The following is a 21,733-nucleotide window of genomic DNA, read 5'->3' as shown; positions in this document are numbered from 1 at the left end:
GGGGGGACCCCCAGACAGACGGGCTGGAACGGTCGGCCCCTGCCGAAGAGGTGCCGTGGGGAAGGCCGATTCGGACTTGTCCGGGGGACGTGACAACATGCCGTCATGTCCTCCGCACTGACCGATCTCTTTCCCTACCCGATCGTGCAGGCGCCCATGGCGGGCGGCGTCTCCGTTCCGCAGCTCGCCGCCGCCGTGTCCGAGGCCGGCGGGCTCGGGTTCCTGGCCGCCGGGTACAAGACCGCCGACGGCATGTACCAGGAGATCAAGCAGATGCGGGGGCTGACCGCCCGCCCCTTCGGCATGAACGTCTTCATGCCGCAGCCCCCCTACGCGGAGACCGGCGCCGTCGAGGTCTACGCCCACCAGCTGGCCGGCGAGTCCTCCTGGTACGCGACGGAACTGGGCGACCCGGACAGCGGCCGGGACGACGGCTACGACGCGAAGATCGCGGTGCTGCTGGACAACCCGGTGCCGGTGGTGTCGTTCCACTTCGGCGTACCCACCCCGGAGGTGCTGGCCTCACTGCGCCGCGCCGGAACGTTCACGCTGGTCACCGCGACCACCGCCGAGGAGGCCGTGGCCGTGGAACGGGCGGGCGCGGACGCGGTGATCGTGCAGGGCGTGGAGGCGGGCGGCCATCAGGGCACCCACCGCGACGCCCCGGAGAACGACGGCTCCGGCGTCGGCCTGCTGTCGCTGACCGCCCAGGTCCGCGAGGCCGTGCGGCTGCCGCTGGTCGCGGCCGGCGGCATCATGCGGGGCAGCCAGATCGCCGCGGTCCTCGCGGCCGGCGCGAGCGCCGCCCAGCTGGGCACGGCCTTCCTCGCCACCCCCGAGTCCGGCGCCGCCGCCGTGCACAAGCAGGCGCTGACGAACCCCCTGTTCGTCCGCACCGCGCTGACCCGCGCCTTCTCCGGCCGCCCGGCCCGCGGTCTGGTCAACCGCTTCCTGCGCGAGCACGGCCCCTACGCGCCCGCCGCCTACCCGGAGGTCCACCACCTCACGTCGCCGCTGCGCAAGGCGGCCGCCAAGGCGGGCGACGCGCAGGGCATGGCGCTGTGGGCGGGGCAGGGCCACCGCATGGCCCGCGAGCTGCCCGCCGGGCAGCTGGTGGAGGTGCTGGCGGCCGAACTGGACGCGGCACGGGCGGCGATGGCGGCCGGCGCGGCCGACGGGAGCGGCGGACGATGACCGCGCCCGTCTTCGTCGTCGAGGAACTGCCGTCCGCACCGGCCGAGTTCGTGCTGGACGGGCCCGAGGGCCGGCACGCCGTGTCGGTGAAGCGGCTGCGGCCCGGCGAGGAGGTCGTCCTCACCGACGGGGCCGGCCGCTGGGCGCGCGGCGAGGTCCTCGCCGCCGAGGGCAAGGACCGGCTGACGGTCGCTCTGACCGAGGTGGTGGAGGAGCCGCCCCAGTCGCCGCGGATCACCGTCGTGCAGGCACTGCCCAAGGGCGACCGGGGCGAACTGGCCGTCGAGACGATGACCGAGACCGGCGTCGACGCGATCGTGCCGTGGGCGGCCTCCCGCTGCATCACGCAGTGGAAGGGCGAACGCGGGCTGAAGGCGCTCGCCAAGTGGCGGGCGACGGCGCGCGAGGCCGGCAAGCAGTCCCGCCGGGTCCGCTTCCCCGAGGTCGCCGACGCGGCGACCACCCGGCAGGTCGCGGCCCTTCTGGCGCGGGCCGACTTCGCCGCCGTGCTCCACGAGGACCGCGACTACCGCAGCGAGCCCCTCGCCACCGTCCCGCTCCCCGCCGAGGGCGAGATCGTCCTCGTCGTGGGCCCCGAAGGGGGCGTCTCCCCGGACGAGCTGGCCCTCTTCGAGGAGGCCGGCGCGAAGGCGTACCGGCTGGGGCGGAGCGTGCTGCGGACGTCGACCGCCGGTACGGCCGCCGCCGCCCTGGTCCTGGGCCGGACCGGCCGCTGGTCCTGACGGGCGCCGCCCATCCGGCGGGCGCCGCCCATCCGGCGGGCGCCGCCCATCCGGCGGGCGGCGCCCGCTCTGGTGGACGGGGCTGCTTCAAAGACGCGGTGAACCATCCGCCGCACCGGCCGGGTTGTCCGCCGCACCGGCACGCCGCGGGCGCCAAACCCCCTAGGGGCGCGGGGAACTGCGCGACCAGCCACCGACGGCCCGCGGCCGACGGGCAACACGCAGCTCCCACCCCCAGGGGCACCGCACGGGGGCACCCGGGGGACCCCCGGGCTACACGCCCGCCGGCTCCGAGGCGTCCGTCGTATCGGCCGGTGTGTCCGTCGTACAAGCCGGGATGTCCGCTGCACCCGTCGGGTTGTCCGCTGCACCGGTCGGGTTGCCACCTGTACCGGCATGGGAGCACGGTAGGGGCGGGTGACGAGTGGCGGTATGTGCCCTACCGCGGCCGCCGTGACGGTGGCAGGCTGCCCCGCATGGGGGTTTCCGGACGGATCCGGCTCCGGCCGCACGGCCTGCCGTACACGCGGTGGCACGGCAGGCCGTACCGGCTGCGCGCGGTGGCCGTCGCGGGGCTCGCGGTCGTGGCCGTGGGCGGGGTCGTGGCGTGCGAGCCGGGCGGACTGAGCGCCACGAGCGTGGCGTACACGACCGACGAGACGGCGACGGCCGAGATCGAACGGCGGGACGTGGACGTGCGGTGGCTGACGTGCACCGCCGAGTACGGCGACGGCGGGACGGGCGGCTCGGGTGCGGAGACGGTCGCCTCCGTCGACTGTGAGGGCGAGACCGGCGACGGGCGGGACATCACGGTCGACGGGCAGGTCACGCGCGCGGTCGACGGCTCCTGCGTGCGCGGGGACCTGCGGGCGGTCGTGGGGGACAAGCAGCTGTTCCGGGTCGCCGGGCTGGGCGACTGCGCCTCCGCGACGCCCTCGCCCGTCGACCCGCCGGCCTCGGCGCAGCCCGCGCAGCCCGCGCAGCCGGGGCGGCCCACGGTCACCGTGACCGTCACGCGCACCCTCTGGTGCCAGGACGGCGGCGGCGACTGCGGCCCCGACACGGAGAAGTGACGCGACGACAGGCCACGCGGTGGCGTGAGCGGCGCGGGAACGATCCGTACCCCTGTCGGCGGCACCCGCCCTTGCCTAGAGTGATCGGGTGACACAGTCCGCGACGCCTGCTGCGTACTTCCGTTTCCCGCACCTGCACGGCGAGTCGGTGGCCTTCACCGCCGAGGACGACGTGTGGCTCGCGCCCCTCGACGGCGGCCGCGCCTGGCGCGTCAGCGCCGACAACGTGCCGGTCTCCCTGCCCCGCATCTCGCCCGACGGCACCACCGTCGCCTGGACCTCCACCCGCGACGGCGCCCCCGAGGTGCACGTCGCGCCGGTGGACGGCGGACCCGCCACCCGGCTGACGTACTGGGGGAGTTGGCGCACCCAGGTGCGCGGCTGGACCCCCGACGGCCGGGTCCTGGTGCTCAGTTCGCACGACCAGGCGAGCTCGCGCCGCACCTGGGCGCGCGCCGTCCCGCTCGACGGCGGACCGGCGGCCACCCTGCCGTACGGGCCCGTCGGCGCCGTCGCCCACGGCCCGCGCACCGTGCTGCTGACCGTGTCCATGGGCCGCGAGGCCGCCCACTGGAAGCGCTACCGGGGCGGTACGGCGGGCAGGTTGTGGATCGAACGGGACGCCCGCGACGGGGAGGGCGCCCGCGACGGGGAGGGCGCCGGCGAGTTCGTACGGCTGCACGACGACCTCGACGGGAACATCGAGGACCCGGTGTGGGTGGGGACGGGGGTCCCCCCGCTCGACGGGAGCCGGGAGCGGGGGAGGATCGCGTTCCTCTCCGACCACGAGGGCACCGGGGCGCTGTACTCCTCCCTCGCCGACGGATCGGACCTGCGGCGGCACACCCCTCTCGACGGCTTCTACGCCCGGCACGCCGCCGGTGACGGCCGGCGCGTCGTCTACGTCCGCGCCGGTGAGCTGTGGGTCCTCGACGACCTCGACGGCGCCGAGCCACGCCGGCTCGACGTGCGGCTCGGCGGGCAGCGCACCGACCGGCGGCCGTACCCGGTGAGCGCCGCCCGCTGGCTGGGTTCCGCCGCACCCGACCACACGGCGCGCGGCAGCGCCGTCGAGGTGCGCGGCGCCGTCCACTGGGTCACCCACCGCTCCGGGCCCGCCCGCGCGCTCGCCGCGGAACCCGGGGTGCGGGCCCGGCTGCCGCGGGCCTTCCGCGCGGACGGCGAGGAGTGGGTGGTGTGGGTGACGGACGCCGAGGGCGAGGACGCCCTGGAGTTCGCCCCCGCCACCGGGCCGGCCCCGGGGGCGGCGCCGCGCCGGCTGGCCGCCGGACGGCTCGGCCGGGTCCTGGAGCTCGCCATGGCCCCGGACGGCAGCCGTGCCGCCGTCGCCGCGCACGACGGGCGGCTGCTGCTCGTCGAGCGGGAGAGCGGCGAGGTCCGCGAGGTCGACCGCAGCGAGGACGGTGACGTCGGCGACCTGGTCTTCTCCCCCGACTCCGGCTGGCTGGCCTGGTCGCACCCGGGCCCGCGCCCGCTCAGCCAGATCAAGCTCGCCCACACCACCGACCTGTCGGTCACCGAGGCGACCCCGCTGCGCTTCCGCGACTACGCGCCCGCCTTCACCCTCGACGGCAAGCACCTGGCGTTCCTGTCCACGCGCGCCTTCGACCCCGTCTACGACCAGCACGCCTTCGACCTCTCCTTCGTCGCGGGCGCCCGGCCGCACCTGATCACCCTGGCCGCCACCACGCCCTCGCCGTTCGGCCCGCAGCGGCACGGCCGGCCCTTCGAGACGCCCGACAAGGAGGAGACCCCCGACAGCGAGGGCACCCCGGCGACCCGTGTCGACCTCGAGGGGCTCGCCGACCGGATCATCCCGTTCCCGGTGGAGGCGGGCCGCTGCTCCGGGCTGCGCGCCGCGAAGGACGGCGTGCTGTGGCTGCGCCATCCGGTGCGCGGGGTCCTCGGCGCCTCCCGCGCCACGCCGGACGCCCCCGACCCGCACACCGAGCTGGAGCGCTACGACCTCGCCCAGCACCGCCTGGAACACCTCGCCACCGACGTCGACGGCTTCGAGGTCAGCGGCGACGGCAAGCGGCTGCTGCTGCGGTCCGACGGCAAGCTCAGGGTCGTTCCCGCCGACCGGCGCTCCTCCGGGGACGAGGACAGCGACACCAACGTCACCGTCGACCTCGGCCGTGTCCGCCAGACGGTCGACCCGGCCGCCGAGTGGCGCCAGATGTACGACGAGACCGGCCGCATCATGCGGGACAACTTCTGGCGGCCCGACCTCGGCGGCGTCGACTGGGACGGCGTCCTGGACCGCTACCGGCCCGTCCTGGACCGGATCGCCACCCACGACGACCTGGTCGACCTGTTGTGGGAGGTGCACGGCGAACTCGGCACCTCGCACGCCTACGTCGTCCCGGCCGGCGGCCGCGGCCACGGTGCCGGCCAGGGTCTGCTCGGCGCCGACGTCTCCCGCCACGAGGACGGCGGCTGGCGCATCGACCGCGTCCTGCCCGCGGAGACCTCCGACCCCGACGCCCGCTCGCCGCTGGCGGCGCCCGGGGTCGCCGTGCGCGCCGGTGACGCGATCGTCGCCGTCGCCGGGCATCCGGTGGACCCGGTCACCGGGCCCGGACCGCTGCTCGTGGGTACGGCGGGCCGGGCCGTCGAGCTGACGATCTCGCCGTCCGGCGGGGGCGAGCCGCGGCACGCCGTCGTCGTCCCGGTCGACGACGAGGAGCCGCTGCGCTACCACGCCTGGGTCGCGGACCGCCGGGCGTACGTGCACGAGAAGTCCGGCGGGCGGCTCGGCTATCTCCACGTGCCCGACATGCAGGCGCCCGGCTGGGCGCAGATCCACCGCGACCTGCGCGTCGAGGTGGCCCGCGAGGGGCTCGTCGTGGATGTGCGGGAGAACCGGGGCGGGCATACCTCCCAGCTGGTGGTGGAGAAGCTGGCGCGGCGCATCGTCGGCTGGGACGTGCCGCGCGGGATGCGGCCGTCCAGCTATCCCGAGGACGCGCCCCGGGGGCCCGTCGTCGCCGTCGCCGACGAGTTCTCCGGCTCGGACGGGGACATCGTCAACGCGGCGGTCAAGGCGCTCGGTATCGGGCCGGTGGTCGGCACCCGGACCTGGGGCGGCACCATCGGCATCGACAGCCGCTACCGCCTGGTGGACGGCACCCTGGTCACCCAGCCCAAGTACGCGATCTGGCTGGAGGGCCAGGGGTGGGGCGTGGAGAACCACGGCGTCGACCCCGACGTGGAGGTGGTGATCCGCCCGCAGGACCACGCGGCGGGCCGCGACCCCCAACTCGACGAGGCGATCCGCCTCGCCCTGGCCGCCCTGGAACAGACCCCGGCCAAAACACCCCCCACACTGCCCTGAGCCCGCCCCCGCTCCAAGACCCACCGGTGCCCCAGGCCGAGTGCCCCCCGCAAAGGGGCGCGGGGAACTGCGCGCCCGCCCCCCACGGCCCGCAGCGCACAACACCCGCCCGCCCGGGGCCCAGGAGGCACGCGTCGACCGGTGCCCGAGGCCGGGTGCACCCCGCGAAGGGGCGCGGGGAACTGCGCGCCCGGCCCCGCACGGCCGGCAGTGCACAACGGCCGCCCGCCCGGGGCGACAGGGGCATGCGTCGACCGGTGCCCGAGGCCGGGTGCACCCCGCGAAGGGGCGCGGGGAACTGCGCGCCCGGCCCCGCACGGCCCGCAGCGCACAACACCCGCCCGCCCGGGGCCCAGGAGGCATGCGTCGACCGGTGCCCGAGGCCGGGTGCACCCCGCGAAGGGGCGCGGGGAACTGCGCGCCCGCCCCCCGCACGGCCCGCAGCGCACAACACCCGCCCGCCCGGGGCCCAGGAGGCATGCGTCGACCGGTGCCCGAGGCCGGGTGCACCCCGTGAGGGGGTGCGGGGAACTGCGCGCCCGGCCCCGCACGGCCCGCAGTGCACAACACCCGCCCGCCCGGGGCGACAGGGGCATGCGTCGACCGGTGCCCGAGGCCGGGTGCACCCCGTGAGGGGGTGCGGGGAACTGCGCGCCCGGCCCCGCACGGCCGGCAGTGCACAACACCCGCCCGCCCGGGGCGACAGGGGCATGCGTCGACCGGTCGCCCACACCGCGTGCACGCCCCCTGCCCCCCGGGCGACGGCGATAGCATGCCCCCGTACGCGATCATCACCCGGAGGAGGCCGCATGTCAGGTGAGCCGCAGGACGACTGCCTGTTCTGCAAGATCGTCGAGAAGCACGTCCCGGCGACGATCGTGCGCGAGACCGAGACCACCCTCGCCTTCCGGGACATCAACCCGCAGGCGCCCACGCACGTCCTGGTGATCCCCAAGGCGCACCACAAGGACGCCGCCGCCCTCGCCGCCGAGGCGCCGCAGCTCGCCGCGGACGTCCTGCGCGAGACGCAGGCGGTCGCCGACCAGGAGAACCTGGAGAGCTACCGCGTCGTCTTCAACACCGGCAGCGGCGCCGGGCAGACCGTCTGGCACGCCCACGCGCACGTCCTCGGCGGCCGGGGCCTGCACTGGCCTCCCGGATAGGCCGCGATGTCCGTCCGTGAACTGGTGGTCCTGGGGACCGCCAGCCAGGTTCCGACCCGGCACCGCAACCACAACGGCTACCTGCTGCGCTGGGACGGCGAGGGCCTCCTCTTCGACCCCGGCGAGGGCACCCAGCGCCAGATGCTGCGCGCCGGGGTGGCCGCCCACGACCTGAACCGGATCTGCGTCACGCACTTCCACGGCGACCACTGCCTCGGCCTCGCCGGGGTCATCCAGCGCGTCAACCTCGACAAGGTGCCGCACCCGGTCACCGCGCACTACCCGCGCTCCGGCCAGCGCTTCTTCGACCGGCTGCGGTACGCGACCGCCTACCGTGAGACGGTCGGCGTCACCGAGGCGCCCGTCGACACGGACGGGCCCCTCGCCGTCACGGGCGCCTACACCCTGGAGGCCCGCAGGCTCTCCCACCCCGTCGAGTCGTACGGCTACCGGCTCGTCGAGCCCGACGGCCGCCGTATGCTGCCCCACCTGCTCGCCGCGCACGGCATCAAGGGCCCGGACGTCGGCCGGATCCAGCGGGAGGGCGCGATCGGCGGGGTGTCGCTGGAGGACGTCAGCGAGGTGCGGCGCGGACAGCGCTTCGCGTTCGTCATGGACACGCGCATGTGTGACGGGGTGCACACGCTCGCCGACGGCTGCGACATGCTCGTCATCGAGTCGACCTTCCTGGACGAGGACCGGGAACTCGCCATCGAGCACGGCCACCTGACGGCCGGCCAGGCGGCGGGGGTCGCGCGGGACGCCGGCGTACGGCATCTGGTGCTCACCCACTTCAGTCAGCGCTACTCCGACCCCGAGGCGTTCGAGCGGCAGGCGCGGGCGGCCGGCTTCGAGGGCCAGCTGACGGTGGCGCACGACCTCCTCCGGGTGCCGGTTCCGAAACGGCGGTAAAACCCCCGTACCATGCTTTGATGCCCCTCCCCAAAGCTGAACTGCACCTGCACATCGAAGGCACCCTGGAGCCGGAGCTGGCGTTCGCGCTCGCGGCCCGCAACGGCGTCGCCCTGCCGTACGCCGACACGGACGAGCTCCGCGAGGCGTACCGGTTCGAGGACCTCCAGTCCTTCCTGAACCTGTACTACGAGCTGATGGCGGTGCTGCGCACCGAGCGGGACTTCGAGGACCTGGCCGACGCCTACCTCGCCCGGGCCGCCGCGCAGGGCGTGCGGCACGCCGAGATCTTCTTCGACCCGCAGGCCCACCTCTCCCGGGGCGTGGGGATGGGCACCGTCGTCGAGGGGCTGTGGCGGGCGCTCGGCAGCAGCGAGGAGCGGCACGGCGTCTCCACCCGGCTGATCCTGTGCTTCCTGCGCGACGAGTCCGCCGAGTCGGCGCTGGAGACGCTGGAGGCGGCCCGGCCGTACCTGGACCGGATCACCGGCGTCGGCCTGGACTCCGCCGAGGTCGGGCACCCGCCGGTGAAGTTCCGCGAGGTGTACGAGGCCGCCGCGGCGCTGGGCCTGCGGCGGGTGGCGCACGCGGGGGAGGAGGGGCCGCCGGAGTACATCACCGAGGCCCTCGACGTGCTCGGTGTGGAGCGCGTCGACCACGGGCTGCGGTGCATGGAGGACCCGGCGCTGGTGGAGCGGCTGGTGCGGGAGCGGATCCCGCTGACGCTGTGCCCGCTGTCCAACGTCCGGCTGCGCACCGTCGACACCCTCGCCGACCACCCGCTGCCGGCCATGCTCGACGCCGGGCTGCTGTGCACGGTGAACTCCGACGACCCGGCCTACTTCGGCGGCTACGCCGGCGACAACTTCGACGCCGTGCGGCGCACCCTGGGCCTGGGCGAGGACCGGTTGCGCGAACTCGCCCGCAACTCCTTCACCGCCTCCTTCCTGGAGGACGACGAGGAGCTGCGGGCCCGCTACCTGGCCGAGGTGGACGCCTACGTCTTCTGGCCGACCCCTCCGCAGGCCGACCGCCTTCTCTAGCCGACCCCCTGATGGATCCGGTCCACCAGCAGGTCGATGACGAGCGGTGTGCGCGGGCCGTAGCCGAGGAGCACGCCGTCCTCCAGGTCGACGACCCGGCGGTTCAGGCCGGCCGGGGTCTGGGCGATGCCGGGGATCCGGAGGAGGCCGTCGATGCCGCCGACCGACTCCAGGCCCTTGGTCATCATCAGGATGACGTCGGGCTGCGCCTGGGCCAGCGCCTCGGTGGTGATCGGGGTGAACGGCTTGTCCAGGCCGGCCGCCGTGCCCGCGTCCACCGCGCCGGCCGCCGCGAGCAGGGAGTCGGCGCCGGAGCCCTTGCCGCCGATGAGGTAGACGGCCGCGCTGCCGCGCATGTACAGGAACGCGACCTTGGGCCGGCTGCCCTGCGGCACGGCCGCGCGGGCCGCCGCCAGGTCGTCGCTCATCCGCCGGTTGAGCGCCCGGCCCGCCTCCGGCACGCCGAGTGCCTCGGCGATCCGGGTGGTGCGGGTGGTGACGTCGGACAGCTTCGTCGCCGGGTCGAGGACGACGACCGGGACCCCGGCGTCCCGGATCTGCTGCACGGCCTCCTTCGGCCTGGTGTCGGTGTCGGCGAGCACGACCGTGGGCCGCAGCGACAGCACGCTCTCCGCGCTCACGTCGTGCGCCTTGGTGACCTGGGGGAGCTTCTTGCCCCCTAGTAATCGGCCAGGTCGGTGACCTGCGGGGATCTTCCCTGTGGCTCGCTGGCCTGGCCTTTTACTGACGGCTGGCGATGGGGTACGACGGTCGTGATCGGGTGTCCTGCGGACTGGGTGCGGACTGCTCGGCTGTAAGCAGGGTGGGGCGAGCCGGCTCTGGTGGGGCGGATACCCAGGACTGGGGTGGCGTCACTACTGCCGCAGGATGCTCATGATTTCGCTTGTCTTGGCCACTGCGGCTCGGGGCCCGTATGCCACCACTGAGGCCAGCACGGCAGCAGTACCAGCAAGCACGACATCGACACCCGCTGGAAGCCCCAACAGCACCCCAAGACACAGTGCGCCGGCGGCGGTGACGACTACAGCCACCAGCCGAAGCCCTTCCCGATTGGTCACTGGGGTGGTGCCGCGCAGGCTCTGCTCGGGGAGGAGCGTGGTGACCCTTCCTGCAGCGAAGGTGTTCCCGATCTTCGCCAGAAGTGCGGCCAGGGTGCGGAGCGCTCCATCGCCCTTGGCGTCGACCTGTGCCTCGGCCAGTTGAAGCTTGGCCACGACGAGCGCGGCGTGGTTCTTTGCGTTCCGCTGCCGTGGAGACCCGCGGCCGACGCTGTTCGTGATCCGGTGTACGCGCAGAAGTGAGCGCCGAACTGTGGAGCACGTGTCGTCAAGATGCCGGAGGGCCTGGGGCCTGTCGCCCGTGTCTGAGCGTGCCACGGCATCACATGCCTCGATGGCAGCCATGATCGAGAGCATCAATCTGTAGCCCGCTATGGCTTTGTTGCGCCGAGCCGCCCACATCAGAAGAGGCAGGGTGACAGCAGCGAGAACGAGCGCGGATGGTCGAAGGCTCGGCTGAACCTGCCGTGTCTCGATCGTTTTGATCACTGCCATCAGGAGGTCCCCTGCACCGAGACCAATCGGGAAGGTCAGTAGCCAGTAGCGCAGCTTGACGCTTCCGGCCGTCTTCTGACCTGCCTCCCGGAATGATTGAATTGGCAGGTCCGCGAGGCCAAGACGCTGGAGCGCCTCGACTGTTGGCGTCAGGTCCCTTTCCGCGACTCTGGCGTTCCAGGCCGTCCAGCGCACCTGCAGCGGCTGGATCCGGCGGGCGACCCACGCGAGGACGCGGTAGATCGACACCACGATCGCGGCCAGGAGTGCACCGCCAACTACCAGCCGCTGAATCTCGGCTGCGCGCTCCCAGTCAAAGTTCATGCCGAGATACTGGCGCAGTGCACTGACATCCGTGTCGGATCTCATTGGTCAGCAGGGAAGTTGGGCCGTGCTTGTAGACGCTCGAACCTGGCAGAGGTGGCGCGCGCTCCTACCCCCAGCCGTCAAGTGAAACCTCTGGCCCGCCATCGAGATACCGCTGGAGGGCGCTCGAAGTCGTGTCCACAAAGTTCTCGGGGATGGAGTCGGCGTCGACCCAGCGGACCTGGGAGTGCTTGCGCGGTTCGCGGTTCTCGGGTTCGCCGGTCCATTCCTCAGCGGCGAAGACGACCGTGAGGAAGCCGTTGGGGGCCTCCACGCCCCAGGCGCCGTGGATGATGTGGGCGACCTTGAGGGACTCGGGTTTCACCGTGAGGCCGGTCTCCTCGTAGAGCTCGCGGACGGCGGTCTCGGTGATGGGCTCGCCCTGTTCGCTCTTGCCGACAGGGAGGTCCCACATGCCCTGGGCGAACTTCGCGTTCTCGCTGCGTTGGAGAAGGACCACGCGGTTTGCGGCCTTGTCGTGGACGATGACGGCCGCGACCAGCAGGGTCATCGATTCGAGCGCCGGCTTGAGGGCTTGGGAGCGGTCGTCGGTCTGCTGGGCCACGGTGTTCCCTTCGTCGGGCGGGTTGTTGGGCATGTTAGGCGAGGGCCTCGCGAGCGCGGCGGGCGAGATCGGCGGCGCCGGGTACCTTGCGCCGTTGGTAGACCGCGAGGGTGGAGCGGAGCGAGGTGAGCGCCTTGCGGGTGCGGTCGGAGGTCATGCCCTCCATGAGGACCAGGGCCTGAGACCAAGCCGCGACGGCTTCGTCGGCGCGGGCCTGGGCGGCGAGGCTGTCGCCGAGGTCGGCGTGGGTGAGGGCGTGGACGCGCTTGTACTTCACAGGGTCCCAGCGGGTGAGGGCGTCCCGGTGCTGCCGCTCGGTGCCAATGTGGTCTGCGAGGTCGGTCAGGGTGCGGGCGGTGTGGCTGGCCACCGTGCCGGCGGCGGGGCCACTGACGCGGGAGTAGCTGGGCTGGGGGCCGTCGTCGCGGAGGAGGGCGTCCTCGGCGGCGAGCAGGGCGCGCGCGGCCAGGGAGTTCTCGTTGACTGCGGCGTAGGCGCGGGCGTGGGTGATGTGGAGGAGGGCCTCGGTCTGGCCGTCGACGTGGCCGAGACCCGTGCGTAGGGCGCCTTCGACGAGGTCGACGCAGTGGTGGGGCTGCTTGAGGCTGAGGGCTTGGTGGGCGAGGGCGCGCATCATCCAGGCGGCGTGGCCGTGGGGGTCGGCTTCGCAGGCGAGCTGGTAGCCGACCTGGTAGTAGCGCTGGGCGGCGCCTTCCTGGCCGAGGTCGTGGTGCTTCCACCCTGCGAGGTAGGCGAGTTCTGCGACGGCGCCGAAGGCGGCCCGGCGTAAGGCTTCGCTGGAGAAGCGTCCTCGCAGCATGGGGGCGGCTGTGTCGGCGAGGTACGCGGTGACGGTGGTCAGGCCGTGCCCGCCGCCGAGTCGTTCGTCGGCGGCGCTGAAGGCCGCGGTGATCTGGCGTACGACGTCCACGTCCTCCGCGCCGACCAGTGACGTGCCGGTGCGGGCGCGGAGCATGCGGGCGGTGGCTTCGTGGTCGTATCCGAGCGGCATGGCGACGCCGGCGGTGGTGAAGGCCGCGATGGCGAGGAAGCGGCGGCGCTCGACGTCGGCCCGGCCCAGGTCGGTGACCGCGAGGACGGGGTCGGACTCCGCCGGCGCATCGGCATCACCAACGTGGAGGCCGACCTCGTTCGGGGTGATCACGCGCCCCGCTCGGCGGGACAGCGCCTCGGCCAGGTACTGGCCTACCCGGCCGGACGGGGCACGGGTGCTGTTCACCCAGTGCGAGATGGCCGACTTGTTGGTCTGGAGGATCTCGCCGTTCTCGGCGGCGATGCGCCGCACGTCTCTGGCGAGGGCCTCGTAGGTGCAGTCGACCGCCGCGATGGCGTCGCGCAGACGGGAGTTGGGTTCTCGCTGCGCCATCACGATCGCCTCCGCCCTGGAGCTGTAAACCGCGTATACCGCTTTAACTGCGTTCCACCGTACCCACTGAGCGTGACCACCGGTTCACTTATAAGTAGCCGCCCGGAACGGCGTGACCGTAATCCAGGCTCCCCCTTGGTCCGGGCGGCACCCCGAAGCCGTACGCCCACACCGGGCTCGGGCATTCCTGTGCCCGGACCCGGCCGATCAGAGACGGAGACACCGGTGACCACCATCGACACCACGGCCATCACGGTCGAGCTGCCCGAGGCGTTCGACCCGCGCTGGAGCCGCCTGCCCGGCATCCAGGTCGACGGCCGGCGCATCACCATCGACCCGGCCGAGTACTTCTTCCGCTTCGAGTCGAACACCTGGCTCGTCGCCGATTGGGAGCTGGTCAAGTCCCAGCTCCTGAACGTGGACGAGACGACCGAGAGCGCGGTCGAGCAGCTCGCGCTCGACTTCATCAAGCAGCAGAGCGAGTCCACGTCCGACGCGGCCCGCGTCGTGGCCACCGCGTACGAGGTGTACGCGTACCTCTTCCGCCAGGAGCATCTGGCCGGCCTCGGTCTGCCGCAGATCACCGCCGAGCACCTGCGGATGCTCCGCGAGGCGGCCACGCTCATGGCGCTCAACAAGGTCGAGCTGGACGGGCGCATCTCCAACGTCGGTCCGTGCTGGTTCTTCCCCGCTGCCACGTCCGTCGTCTTCGACCTGGACGACGAGATGGGCGGGATGCTCGACGAGGTCTACCACGGCGGCTGGTTCAACGAGCACCGCCGGATCGAGTCCATCAAGGCCCACGCGGCGCTCGGCGGCCGGCTCGTGCATGGGTGCCAGTCCGTGCCGGACCAGTCCGGCGGCGTGGTCGCGCCCTACGGTGCCTCGATGGCGAACTTCCGCGACGACCTCGCCGCGTTCAAGGCGGGCTGGATCGAGCAGGTCTACGCCCACCGCGTGAACCCCGCCGCGTAACCCACCACCCGATCAGGCTCCGGGGCGGGCCGGCATCCCTCGCCCGCCCCGGACGTCACCACCCCTCCCCGGAGCCCCACGTGACCACGAACCCCAGCGCCGAACTCCTCGACAACCTGCTCACCGTGGCCGGCCAGACCACCTCCGTACGGGAGGAGGTGCGCGTGTGGTCCATGTCCGGCGTGGAGCGCGTGACCTTCCCCGACGGCTCCACGGCCATCTTCAAGTACGCCAAGAAGCCCTTCGACGGCGAGGACCGGGCCCTCCGCCTGGCCCACACCCTCGGCGTCCCCGTCCCCCAGGTCCACGCATCCGCCGTCCTGGACGGCTGGCTCGGCATGCTCATGGAGGACCTCGGACCGTCCGTCCGCGAGGCCGACGGCCTCGACGGCGTCGCTGCGGCCGTGGTCCTGCACGGCACCCGTACGGCTCCGCCCTTGCCCGTCCTCGGCCAGGAGCGCCTGCGCGCACTTCCGGCCCGGGCGCTGGAGCACCTCGAACGGCTGCGCAAGGCCGACCGGTGGCAGGACGCCGACGACGTCGAGGACGCGCTCGACCGTATCGCCAAGGCCGCCGAGGCCCGCTCGGCCGGAGCGACGCTGGAACCGTTCGGCTGGGTGCACTCCGAGTTCCACCCCACCAGCCTCCACATCGGCGAGCGCGGCTGGCGGCTGCTCGACTTCGCCCGCGCCTTCACCGGCCCCGGCCTGCTCGACCTCGCCAGCTGGCACGGCACCATCGAACCCCCGCATCCCGTGCGCCTGCGCGTCTTCCTGGAGCAGTACGTCACCGCCGGCGGCACCCCCGACGCCCTTGCCCCGCGCGGCGGGCTCACCGCCGAGAACTGGGCCCTGGGCTGGCACCGCATGTGGGCCGTCGAGTGGTTCATGGAGCAGGCCGTCCGCTGGATCGACGACCCGGCCACCGACCCCGCCTACATCAAGGCCGTCCGCCGCCACCTCACCGACGTCCTCCACCTCCTGGAGATCTGACGTGCTCGCCCAGGCATCCCCATGGCACGCCCACGCCGCCCAGCGCACCGCCGCCGGACTCGCCGAACCCCTGTCCGTACCCGCCCGGATGGAGTGGACCGCGAGACCCGGCCAAGGGCCCGGAGCTGACGTCCTCGGGCCTGACCTGCGCGGCAAGCGACTTCTGGAACTCGGCTGCGGCCCCGGCCACAACGCCGCCCACCTCGCCACCCGCCACGGCGCCCACGTCACCGGCGTCGACCTGGTCGGCCTCCAGGTCCGCCGCGCCCGCTCCCACTACGGACGGCTGAACAACCTCACCTTCGTCGCCGGCCACGCCCTGCACTACCTGCAAGCCGCCGACGAGCAGTTCGACGCGATCTACTCCGTCTTCGGCGCTGTCGGCCTCGTCGCCCCCGAGCTCCTGCTCCCGGCCGTCGCCCATCGCCTCACGCCCGGGCGAGTGCTGGCCTTCTCCGTCCCCCACCCGCAGCGCGGCGGCCGCAGCCCCGCCGGCGACGACCGGCCCCGCCGCGACTTCGTCACCCTGCCCGACCGCACTCGGCTCCCCATCGCCCGATGGGAGTTCGATACCGACCGTTGGGAGAGGCACCTCAGCCGGGCGGGCTTCTGTCTCACTTCGGCCCAGGAGTTCAACGACCCCCGCATGGGCCACTGGCCCACCACCCTGCTCATCCGCGCCCGCAAGCTCTGACCAGCCATTCGTCCCGGCTTCCCCCGGAGGAACCGATGCGCCCGCCCTACCTGCTCCTCGACATCGACGGCGTCCTCATACCCTTCCCCAACGCGGACGGCTCGACCCCGGCCACCCACGCCCGCCACGACGTCGTCCCCACCGGCCGGAGCGCCGACAACCCGGTCACCGTCTGGCTCCACCCCAACCACGGCCGCCTTCTCATGGACGTGATCCGCACCGGCTTGGTCACCCCCGTCTGGTGCACCAGCTGGCGGCAGGACGCCACCACCCTCATCGGCCCGCTTCTCGGCCTTCCGACCCTGTCGTACGTCGATCTCCCGCGTCCGCAGATCACCACCAGCCACCCCAACGGCTACCTGTGGAAGCGCGACCACGTCGACGCCTGGCTCGGCGACGCCCCCGCCGTCTGGATCGACGACGACTTCACCGGCCTCGACCATGAATGGGCGGCGGAGCGCAGTGCGAAGGGAACGGCGACCCTCCTCATTCAGCCCGACCCACACCACGGGCTGCAGCCCGAGCACCTGACCGGGCTCACGACGTGGGTCTCGCAGTTACCCACAGCTCGCGCCGCCTGACGCCCTGATGCCCTTGCTGCCACGAGCAGCGAGGGCATCAGAGTGTTGCTCGAGCGTGAGCCATCTGCGGTCTGTGGCACGTATCGGCGGCGCTGATGTCGGAGTCGGCTGGAACACTGCGGCCGTGATCAACGAGATGACCCCAGACCTTTCTGGTGCTCCCGCCGGCTCCCTGCCACCCAGAGCACAGGCAGAGCTCGCCGGCACCGCCTGGGAAGAGCTGCCGCACGTCTGTACGGGCCGGCACGGTGTGCCTGACACACCGGACATCCTCGGCGCTGTGCTCGCCGCCGACCCGGCCCGCCGGGTACGGGCGGTAGGCGATCTGTATCGGCTGCTCCTCCATCAGGAGCAGGTGTTTCCGGCGACCGCTCCGGCGGCCTTGGTCCTGGCCGGTCTTCTCGACGATCCGCGCACCCTCGCCGAAGACCGGTGGGAGCGCAGGGCCGGTCGGCGGTCGCTTCGCGCCGAACTGCTGAACTGGCTGGCTTCGTTCGCCGACATCGCCCGCCTGGACATCGAGGACGGCGTCGGCACGGCGCAGAATCTGGCCGCCGCCCGAACGGCAAGGCCAACACTCCACGACCGCATCGCGGACTTCTGCGACGCCGACGATCCACTGGTGAAGGAGGCCGCGCTCGCGGCCACCGCCCTGCTCTTGGCCGACCCCGCCCTCGCCTCGTCCGTACCCCGGTACGCGCCCGCCGTTCGCGAGGTCCTGGCCGTGAGCGCGGACTCTTACTACCGGTGGATCGCCCGGGAACGGCTGGCTGCCTGGGGGGAGGATGTCACTGGTCTCGTCACTGCGGAGAAGGAGCAACGCGCGGCCCTGGACCGGGCAGGCGAGCTGGCGGAGGACCCATTCGGCGGCCAGGAGCAGGAGCAGGCGATCCGCTGGCTGGAAGAGCAACCCGAGGACACCGCGGCTTCGAAACGACTCGGCCGCCGGCGTGAGGACCGGACCGCGCCCATTCCGGCCGCCCCGCACGAGCCGGCACCCGAGCCGCCCGTGGCCGCCCCGGGGAGCGAGGCGGGGTACTGCGGCCCGTGGCGGATCGCCCGGGGGGAGGAGCGCGCCGAGTGGACGTTCACGCCGTACGTAGGAGTCGGCCCCCTGCACTTCGGGATGACCTTGGAGGAGATCACCCGCGTCCTCGGCGAAGGACCGGCCGTCTCGTCCTACTCCCACCACGGCGAAAACCAGCAGCTCAACTACGCCGACTTCACTGAGATCGGGATCAGGGCCCTCTTCCATGACGACCGCCTGGGGTGCGTCGCCGCAGACGCCCTCACCGGCCCCCAGGTGAGACTGGATGCGGCCCCGCTGACCGGCTGCGCGCCTTCCCACGTGGAGGACTGGCTCGTCCACCGCACAACACGGCCCGGCAGCCTGGCGTACAGCGTCGCCGGCGATCCGGTCTTCGCCGACCTCGGCCTGGCGATCCGCTCCCAGCGGGCCGGCGACATCGTCCTGACCCGCCCCCTCTTCCTGCTCCACGACTGGCTCGACCTGTGGCATGCATTGCCCAGCGAGGAGTGGAACTGCTCGTGAAGCGTTGTTCGCCGGTCGGCGAGCGATAGCAGGGATGTAGACCACCGGCCGAGTGGGGAATCAACGTGAGCAGCTCTGCGCTGGCCGGGGGCAGCGGTGTCGACTGCGTTCTTCGGGCCTCATGGCCACTGGTGTGGCCGGAGGGTGTGGCGTGGCGGACATGGCCGAGGTGCCGCTGGTGGCGCTTCGCATGTGAGCCGCTTGCGTCCGTCGGTTCGGCTGAGCCGTGATGCGCCAGTTGAGGGCCTCGAGCGGGGTGCTCGGCGCTGTCGAGTTCCCGTTGGGTGCCCACTTCGGCCAGGAGGCGTCGGGGGTTGTGGCCGGCGGTCTCGGCGTGGACGAGGGTTGTGGTCAGGGCGGTCCAAGTGGGGTCGGCGAGGATCCGGTCGGAGTGGTGGGGGAGGGCCGCGCGCACGTCTTGCTCGAAGCGGCGGGCGGTTGCGGCTCGTGGTGCGCGGCGGGTCACGTCAGCCAAGACGGGTGTGGCGGCCTGCTGGTAGCCCGCCTGGAGGTGACGGAAGGCTTCTTCGGCCGCGGCGGCCTGCTGTTCGTGGCCGCGCTGCTCGTGCCACTTGGCGGCGGCGCGGGCCAGCCGCACGGTGGCGAAGAGCAGGGTGATGGCGAGTCCGCCCGGCTCGCTGGAGGCGTAGACGAGTTCCTTGGCGGCCTTGCGCAGGGCGGTGGCGGCCTGGTGGTCGGCGCGGGTGGAGGAGCGGTGGGCGCGGTTGCAGGCCATTGCCGCTGCTCGTAGTTCCGCCTGGTGGGGGCCGGTCGTGGCGTTGGCGATGTTGTACAGGGCATCACCGAAGGCGGCCAGGTGGCCCTGGGCGGCGGCATCGTCACCGGAGTCGAGGGACGGCGCGTGCCGCGTGTATGGCGGCGGTGGTGTGGCGCCATGGGCCGGCTGGGTCCGCCACATAACGGGGGCACGGCCGCCTCCGGTGGCACCGGCACGACGGGCGGCACCTCCGCCACGGCCGCCACCGGCGGCAGCCTCGCCTCGACCGGCGCCACGACCGGTACGGCGGCCGCCGCGGCGGCCCTGCTCACGGCGGCGGGCTGGTACCTCCGCCGCCGCGCCCGGGCACCCCGCCGGAGCCACTGACCCCGACCGCTCAGGCCCGGCCCCGGCACGGCACCGCCGTCCGGGGCCGGCCACTGGTCCGGTACCGGGCGAACGCCGCTCAGACCCCGTGCCCCGGGCCGCCCCCGGCCCGGCGCGGACCGGCCGTGTCGTAGGCGTCGCGGGCGGGCCGGGCGGGGGCCGGTACCGCGATGTCGACGACCTGCTGTTCGGGGGCGCCGATCTGGGGGACCGCGCCGTGGGGGGTGCCGGTGGACGCGGCGACCACCGCGGCCGGGGTGCCGCCCCGGCGGCGGACCGTGCCCGGCAGGAGGGGGCGGCCCGCGGTGTGCAGGGCCACCGCGGTCAGCGGCACGGCCACGACCAGCAGCCCGGCGCCCAGCACGAGCCCCATCACCGGGAACCCGGCCCGGGCCGACAGCAGGCTGCCGGTGAGCGGGCCCGCCGCCGTCCCCAGTGAGGCGGCCGAGCCGACCAGCACCGCCCAGCGCCCCCGGGGGTCGAGCGAGGCGGCCAGGCCGATGAGGTACGACAGGACGACGGGGTACAGCGCGTTCCAGGCGATCTCGCCGGCGGCGAAGCTCGCCGGTCCCGTCGCCGACGCGCTCACCGCGACGCACCCGGCGATCAGCGCGGTCCCGCCGCCGATGGGCACGGCCCGCCCCAGCCGGGGCCCCAGCGCGCCCGCGCCGAGGACGCCCAGCAGTCCGGCGCCGAGCGCCACGGCGAACACGGCGCCCACGGTGGCCTCGCCGAGGTGGGCCTGCGTCAGGCCGATCCGCCCGCTGACGCCCCACAGGGCGTTCTGCACCAGGGACCAGCAGGGCATCGCCGCGACCAGGACCAGCCCGGAGCGCAGGTGGGGCAGGCGGCGGGCGCCGGCGGTGCCGGTCCGGGCCGGGACGGCTGCCGTGGCCCGCGGGAGCCGTCCGGTCAGCGGCCACACCGCGAGCGCGGTGAGCGCGATCGCGGCCAGCGGCTGCCCGTGGCCTCCGCCGAGGTGCGGGACCGTCAGATAGACGACGCCCGCGAGCGCGGAGACGGACAGCAGGCCGAGCGAGGAGGCGCGGTGCGGGTCGGGCTGGGCGGCGATGCGGGTGGCGGCGACCGTGGTGGCCGTACCGGAGCCGAAGCCGCCGAGGACGGCGCCCGCGACGACGGCCGGGACGCTCCCGGCGAGCGCGGCCCCGCCGTACCCGAGGACGGCGAGCGTCAGTCCGGCCCGGGCAAGCGTCCGCGCCCCGATCCGTTCGACGCGGGAGGCCAGGGCGAAGCCGGCGGAGGCCGAACCGAGCAGCAGCGCACTGCCGACGGCACCGGCCTGCGTGGCGGACAGCGGCAGTCCGGCGTTCAGCCGGCCGACGACCGTGGGCAGCAGATAGGGAGCGAGGTACCCGGCCGTGAAGAGGGCGACGAGGGGCCAGGGGGTGGTGCGGGGGGAGAACACGGGCGTTCCAGGGCGTGCGAAAGGAGCGGCTCGAGAAAAGAAAAAAGGGGGAGGGCGCCGACCGTCGACGGACAGGAACGCGCGGGCAATTTGTATCAAGCACGTAGTGCGAGCAGAAGCGCGGGTCCCGTGATCTGGATCACTTCATGGTTTGCGGCGCGGAAGGGCGGGTAAACGCGCGGCGGCTAACGCCAGTTGACGGCCCCGCCCGCCCCCGGCGCCACGGCCTCGATCTTCGCTCTGATCTCCCGCATCACCGCGACGATCCGCTCCTCGTGCTCCGGCGTCAGCCGGGCCACCGGCACCGAGCAGCTGACCGCGTCCTGCGCGGGCACCTCGTAGCGCAGTGCGAACCCGAAGCCGACGATGCCGGTGACGCCCTCCTCGCGGTCGACCGCGTAGCCGCGCGCCCGGATCTCCGCGAGGTCCGCCGCCAGTGCGGCGCGGTCGGTGTGCGAGCGTGGGGTGAGCGCCTCGTACGGCCCCTCGGGCAGCTCCCCGTCGGGGCGTTCGGCCAGCAGCGCCTTGCCGAGGGCGCCCACGTGGGCGGGCAGCCGCCGGCCGACGCGGCTGATGGTGCGCAGGTACGCGTGGGACTCGCGCGTCGCCAGGTACGCCACGTCCCGCCCGTCCAGCCGCCCCAGGTGGAGCGTCTCGCCCAGCTCCTCGGACGCCTCGTCGAGGTACGGTCGCACCAGCCGGACCCGCGGGTCGGAGTCGAGGTAGCCGGTGCCGGTCAGCAGGGCGTGGATGCCGATGCCGTAGAGCGAGCCGGTGGCGTCCGTCCGTACCCAGCCCCGGCCGATCAGGGTCTTCAGCAGCGCGTACATCGAGCTGCGCGGCACGCCCAGCGCGTCGGCCAGTTCCTGCAACCGTGCCGGGCGGTCGCCCCGCGCCGCGAGCAGTTCCAGCAGCTCGACCGTGCGCGCGGCCGACTTCACCTCGCGGACGCCGCCCCCGCCTACCGTCTCCGACATGCGCCGATCGTAATCCGCCGCCTCGAGCCCATTGACGGGTGCGGTGCGCCTGC

Annotated in this window: 18 protein-coding genes and 2 pseudogenes; 13 read left to right on the top strand and 7 right to left on the bottom strand. The window is 73.5% G+C overall.

The window, feature by feature from the left end; translation table 11 throughout:
- The first annotated feature begins 105 nt into the window (after nt 1–105).
- From ACIP67_RS33945 to ACIP67_RS33915, 7 genes are all read left to right on the top strand, one after another.
- Nucleotides 106–1,194, top strand: coding sequence for a nitronate monooxygenase (locus ACIP67_RS33945; protein ID WP_401697005.1), 1,089 nt, complete (start codon nt 106–108; stop codon nt 1,192–1,194).
- On the top strand, nt 1,191–1,937 hold the full coding sequence (locus tag ACIP67_RS33940) for a 16S rRNA (uracil(1498)-N(3))-methyltransferase (protein WP_401697003.1): 747 nt from the start codon (nt 1,191–1,193) through the stop codon (nt 1,935–1,937). The genes ACIP67_RS33945 and ACIP67_RS33940 overlap by 4 nt, the downstream gene beginning before the upstream one ends.
- A gap of 476 nt (nt 1,938–2,413) precedes the next feature.
- Nucleotides 2,414–3,010 (top strand): hypothetical protein, encoded by a 597-nt coding sequence (locus ACIP67_RS33935; RefSeq protein WP_401697002.1) that lies wholly within the window; start codon nt 2,414–2,416, stop codon nt 3,008–3,010.
- 88 nt (nt 3,011–3,098) lie between these two features.
- Entirely contained in the window at nt 3,099–6,368 is a 3,270-nt protein-coding gene (locus ACIP67_RS33930) for a S41 family peptidase (RefSeq protein WP_401697000.1), read from the top strand.
- An 809-nt stretch (nt 6,369–7,177) separates the two neighbouring features.
- On the top strand, nt 7,178–7,531 hold the full coding sequence (locus tag ACIP67_RS33925; protein WP_385065081.1) for a histidine triad nucleotide-binding protein: 354 nt from the start codon (nt 7,178–7,180) through the stop codon (nt 7,529–7,531).
- Between the two features lie 6 nt (nt 7,532–7,537).
- Nucleotides 7,538–8,443, top strand: a complete 906-nt coding sequence (locus ACIP67_RS33920; protein ID WP_401696998.1) for a ribonuclease Z — start codon at nt 7,538–7,540, stop codon at nt 8,441–8,443.
- A gap of 20 nt (nt 8,444–8,463) precedes the next feature.
- Complete coding sequence (locus ACIP67_RS33915) at nt 8,464–9,486, top strand: adenosine deaminase (RefSeq protein ID WP_401696997.1); 1,023 nt, start codon at nt 8,464–8,466, stop codon at nt 9,484–9,486.
- On the opposite strand, the pseudogene ACIP67_RS33910 reads toward ACIP67_RS33915, so the two are convergent.
- From ACIP67_RS33910 to ACIP67_RS33895, 4 genes and pseudogenes are all read right to left on the bottom strand, one after another.
- A pseudogene (locus ACIP67_RS33910) lies at nt 9,483–10,160 on the bottom strand (hemin ABC transporter substrate-binding protein); the annotation flags it as partial. The gene ACIP67_RS33915 and the pseudogene ACIP67_RS33910 sit on opposite strands and share 4 nt — an antisense overlap.
- A gap of 201 nt (nt 10,161–10,361) precedes the next feature.
- A complete protein-coding gene (locus ACIP67_RS33905) occupies nt 10,362–11,429 on the bottom strand; it encodes a hypothetical protein (RefSeq protein ID WP_401696995.1) in 1,068 nt (355 codons plus the stop codon).
- Between the two features lie 64 nt (nt 11,430–11,493).
- Nucleotides 11,494–12,024, bottom strand: a complete 531-nt coding sequence (locus ACIP67_RS33900) for an NUDIX domain-containing protein (RefSeq protein WP_401696993.1) — start codon at nt 12,022–12,024, stop codon at nt 11,494–11,496.
- Nucleotide 12,025: 1 nt separating this feature from the next.
- A complete protein-coding gene (locus ACIP67_RS33895) occupies nt 12,026–13,381 on the bottom strand; it encodes a tetratricopeptide repeat protein (protein WP_401696992.1) in 1,356 nt (451 codons plus the stop codon).
- A gap of 222 nt (nt 13,382–13,603) precedes the next feature.
- Between ACIP67_RS33895 and ACIP67_RS33890 the strand changes: the two genes are divergently transcribed.
- The 5 genes from ACIP67_RS33890 to ACIP67_RS33870 all read left to right on the top strand — a co-directional run bounded on the left by ACIP67_RS33890 (nt 13,604) and on the right by ACIP67_RS33870 (nt 18,172).
- Nucleotides 13,604–14,353, top strand: a complete 750-nt coding sequence (locus tag ACIP67_RS33890; protein WP_401696990.1) for a hypothetical protein — start codon at nt 13,604–13,606, stop codon at nt 14,351–14,353.
- Between the two features lie 80 nt (nt 14,354–14,433).
- Entirely contained in the window at nt 14,434–15,345 is a 912-nt protein-coding gene (locus tag ACIP67_RS33885; protein ID WP_401696989.1) for a phosphotransferase family protein, read from the top strand.
- 1 nt (nt 15,346) lies between these two features.
- The gene (locus tag ACIP67_RS33880) at nt 15,347–16,039 is read left to right on the top strand and encodes a class I SAM-dependent methyltransferase (protein ID WP_401696988.1); all 693 of its coding nucleotides are present in this window, start codon (nt 15,347–15,349) and stop codon (nt 16,037–16,039) included.
- A gap of 35 nt (nt 16,040–16,074) precedes the next feature.
- Complete coding sequence (locus ACIP67_RS33875; protein WP_401696986.1) at nt 16,075–16,620, top strand: HAD domain-containing protein; 546 nt, start codon at nt 16,075–16,077, stop codon at nt 16,618–16,620.
- A 250-nt stretch (nt 16,621–16,870) separates the two neighbouring features.
- Complete coding sequence (locus ACIP67_RS33870) at nt 16,871–18,172, top strand: hypothetical protein (RefSeq protein ID WP_401696985.1); 1,302 nt, start codon at nt 16,871–16,873, stop codon at nt 18,170–18,172.
- 60 nt (nt 18,173–18,232) lie between these two features.
- On the opposite strand, the pseudogene ACIP67_RS33865 reads toward ACIP67_RS33870, so the two are convergent.
- Nucleotides 18,233–19,098, bottom strand: a pseudogene (locus tag ACIP67_RS33865) (mobilization protein); the annotation flags it as partial.
- On the opposite strand from ACIP67_RS33865, the gene ACIP67_RS33860 reads away from it, so the two are divergent.
- Nucleotides 19,068–19,277: an LPXTG cell wall anchor domain-containing protein gene (locus ACIP67_RS33860; RefSeq protein WP_401696983.1), complete on the top strand. Its 210-nt coding sequence runs from the start codon at nt 19,068–19,070 to the stop codon at nt 19,275–19,277. The pseudogene ACIP67_RS33865 and the gene ACIP67_RS33860 overlap by 31 nt on opposite strands.
- 79 nt (nt 19,278–19,356) lie before the next feature.
- On the opposite strand, the gene ACIP67_RS33855 is transcribed toward ACIP67_RS33860, so the two are convergent.
- Both ACIP67_RS33855 and ACIP67_RS33850 read right to left on the bottom strand, forming a co-directional pair.
- The gene (locus tag ACIP67_RS33855) at nt 19,357–20,703 is read right to left on the bottom strand and encodes an MFS transporter (RefSeq protein ID WP_401696982.1); all 1,347 of its coding nucleotides are present in this window, start codon (nt 20,701–20,703) and stop codon (nt 19,357–19,359) included.
- A 185-nt stretch (nt 20,704–20,888) separates the two neighbouring features.
- The gene (locus tag ACIP67_RS33850; RefSeq protein WP_401696980.1) at nt 20,889–21,680 is read right to left on the bottom strand and encodes an IclR family transcriptional regulator; all 792 of its coding nucleotides are present in this window, start codon (nt 21,678–21,680) and stop codon (nt 20,889–20,891) included.
- Nucleotides 21,681–21,733 lie beyond the last annotated feature (53 nt).

The sequence above is a fragment of the Streptomyces sp. NPDC088812 genome, assembly GCF_044750285.1.
In the GTDB taxonomy this organism is placed as follows: Bacteria; Actinomycetota; Actinomycetes; order Streptomycetales; family Streptomycetaceae; genus Streptomyces.
The sequence above is the reverse complement of the archived record's forward strand: the minus strand, read 5'-3'. Positions and strand labels throughout refer to the sequence as shown.

Bases quoted from the DNA above. Each gene is read 5' to 3' on its own strand.
- ACIP67_RS33945 (WP_401697005.1), top strand. From the start codon at position 106: ATGTCCTCCGCACTGACCGATCTCTTTCCCTACCCGATCGTGCAGGCG.
- ACIP67_RS33940 (WP_401697003.1), top strand. From the start codon at position 1,191: ATGACCGCGCCCGTCTTCGTCGTCGAGGAACTGCCGTCCGCACCGGCC.
- ACIP67_RS33935 (WP_401697002.1), top strand. From the start codon at position 2,414: ATGGGGGTTTCCGGACGGATCCGGCTCCGGCCGCACGGCCTGCCGTAC.
- ACIP67_RS33925 (WP_385065081.1), top strand. From the start codon at position 7,178: ATGTCAGGTGAGCCGCAGGACGACTGCCTGTTCTGCAAGATCGTCGAG.
- ACIP67_RS33920 (WP_401696998.1), top strand. From the start codon at position 7,538: ATGTCCGTCCGTGAACTGGTGGTCCTGGGGACCGCCAGCCAGGTTCCG.
- ACIP67_RS33915 (WP_401696997.1), top strand. From the start codon at position 8,464: ATGCCCCTCCCCAAAGCTGAACTGCACCTGCACATCGAAGGCACCCTG.
- ACIP67_RS33905 (WP_401696995.1), bottom strand. From the start codon at position 11,429: ATGAGATCCGACACGGATGTCAGTGCACTGCGCCAGTATCTCGGCATG.
- ACIP67_RS33900 (WP_401696993.1), bottom strand. From the start codon at position 12,024: ATGCCCAACAACCCGCCCGACGAAGGGAACACCGTGGCCCAGCAGACC.
- ACIP67_RS33875 (WP_401696986.1), top strand. From the start codon at position 16,075: ATGCGCCCGCCCTACCTGCTCCTCGACATCGACGGCGTCCTCATACCC.
- ACIP67_RS33860 (WP_401696983.1), top strand. From the start codon at position 19,068: ATGGGCCGGCTGGGTCCGCCACATAACGGGGGCACGGCCGCCTCCGGT.
- ACIP67_RS33850 (WP_401696980.1), bottom strand. From the start codon at position 21,680: ATGTCGGAGACGGTAGGCGGGGGCGGCGTCCGCGAGGTGAAGTCGGCC.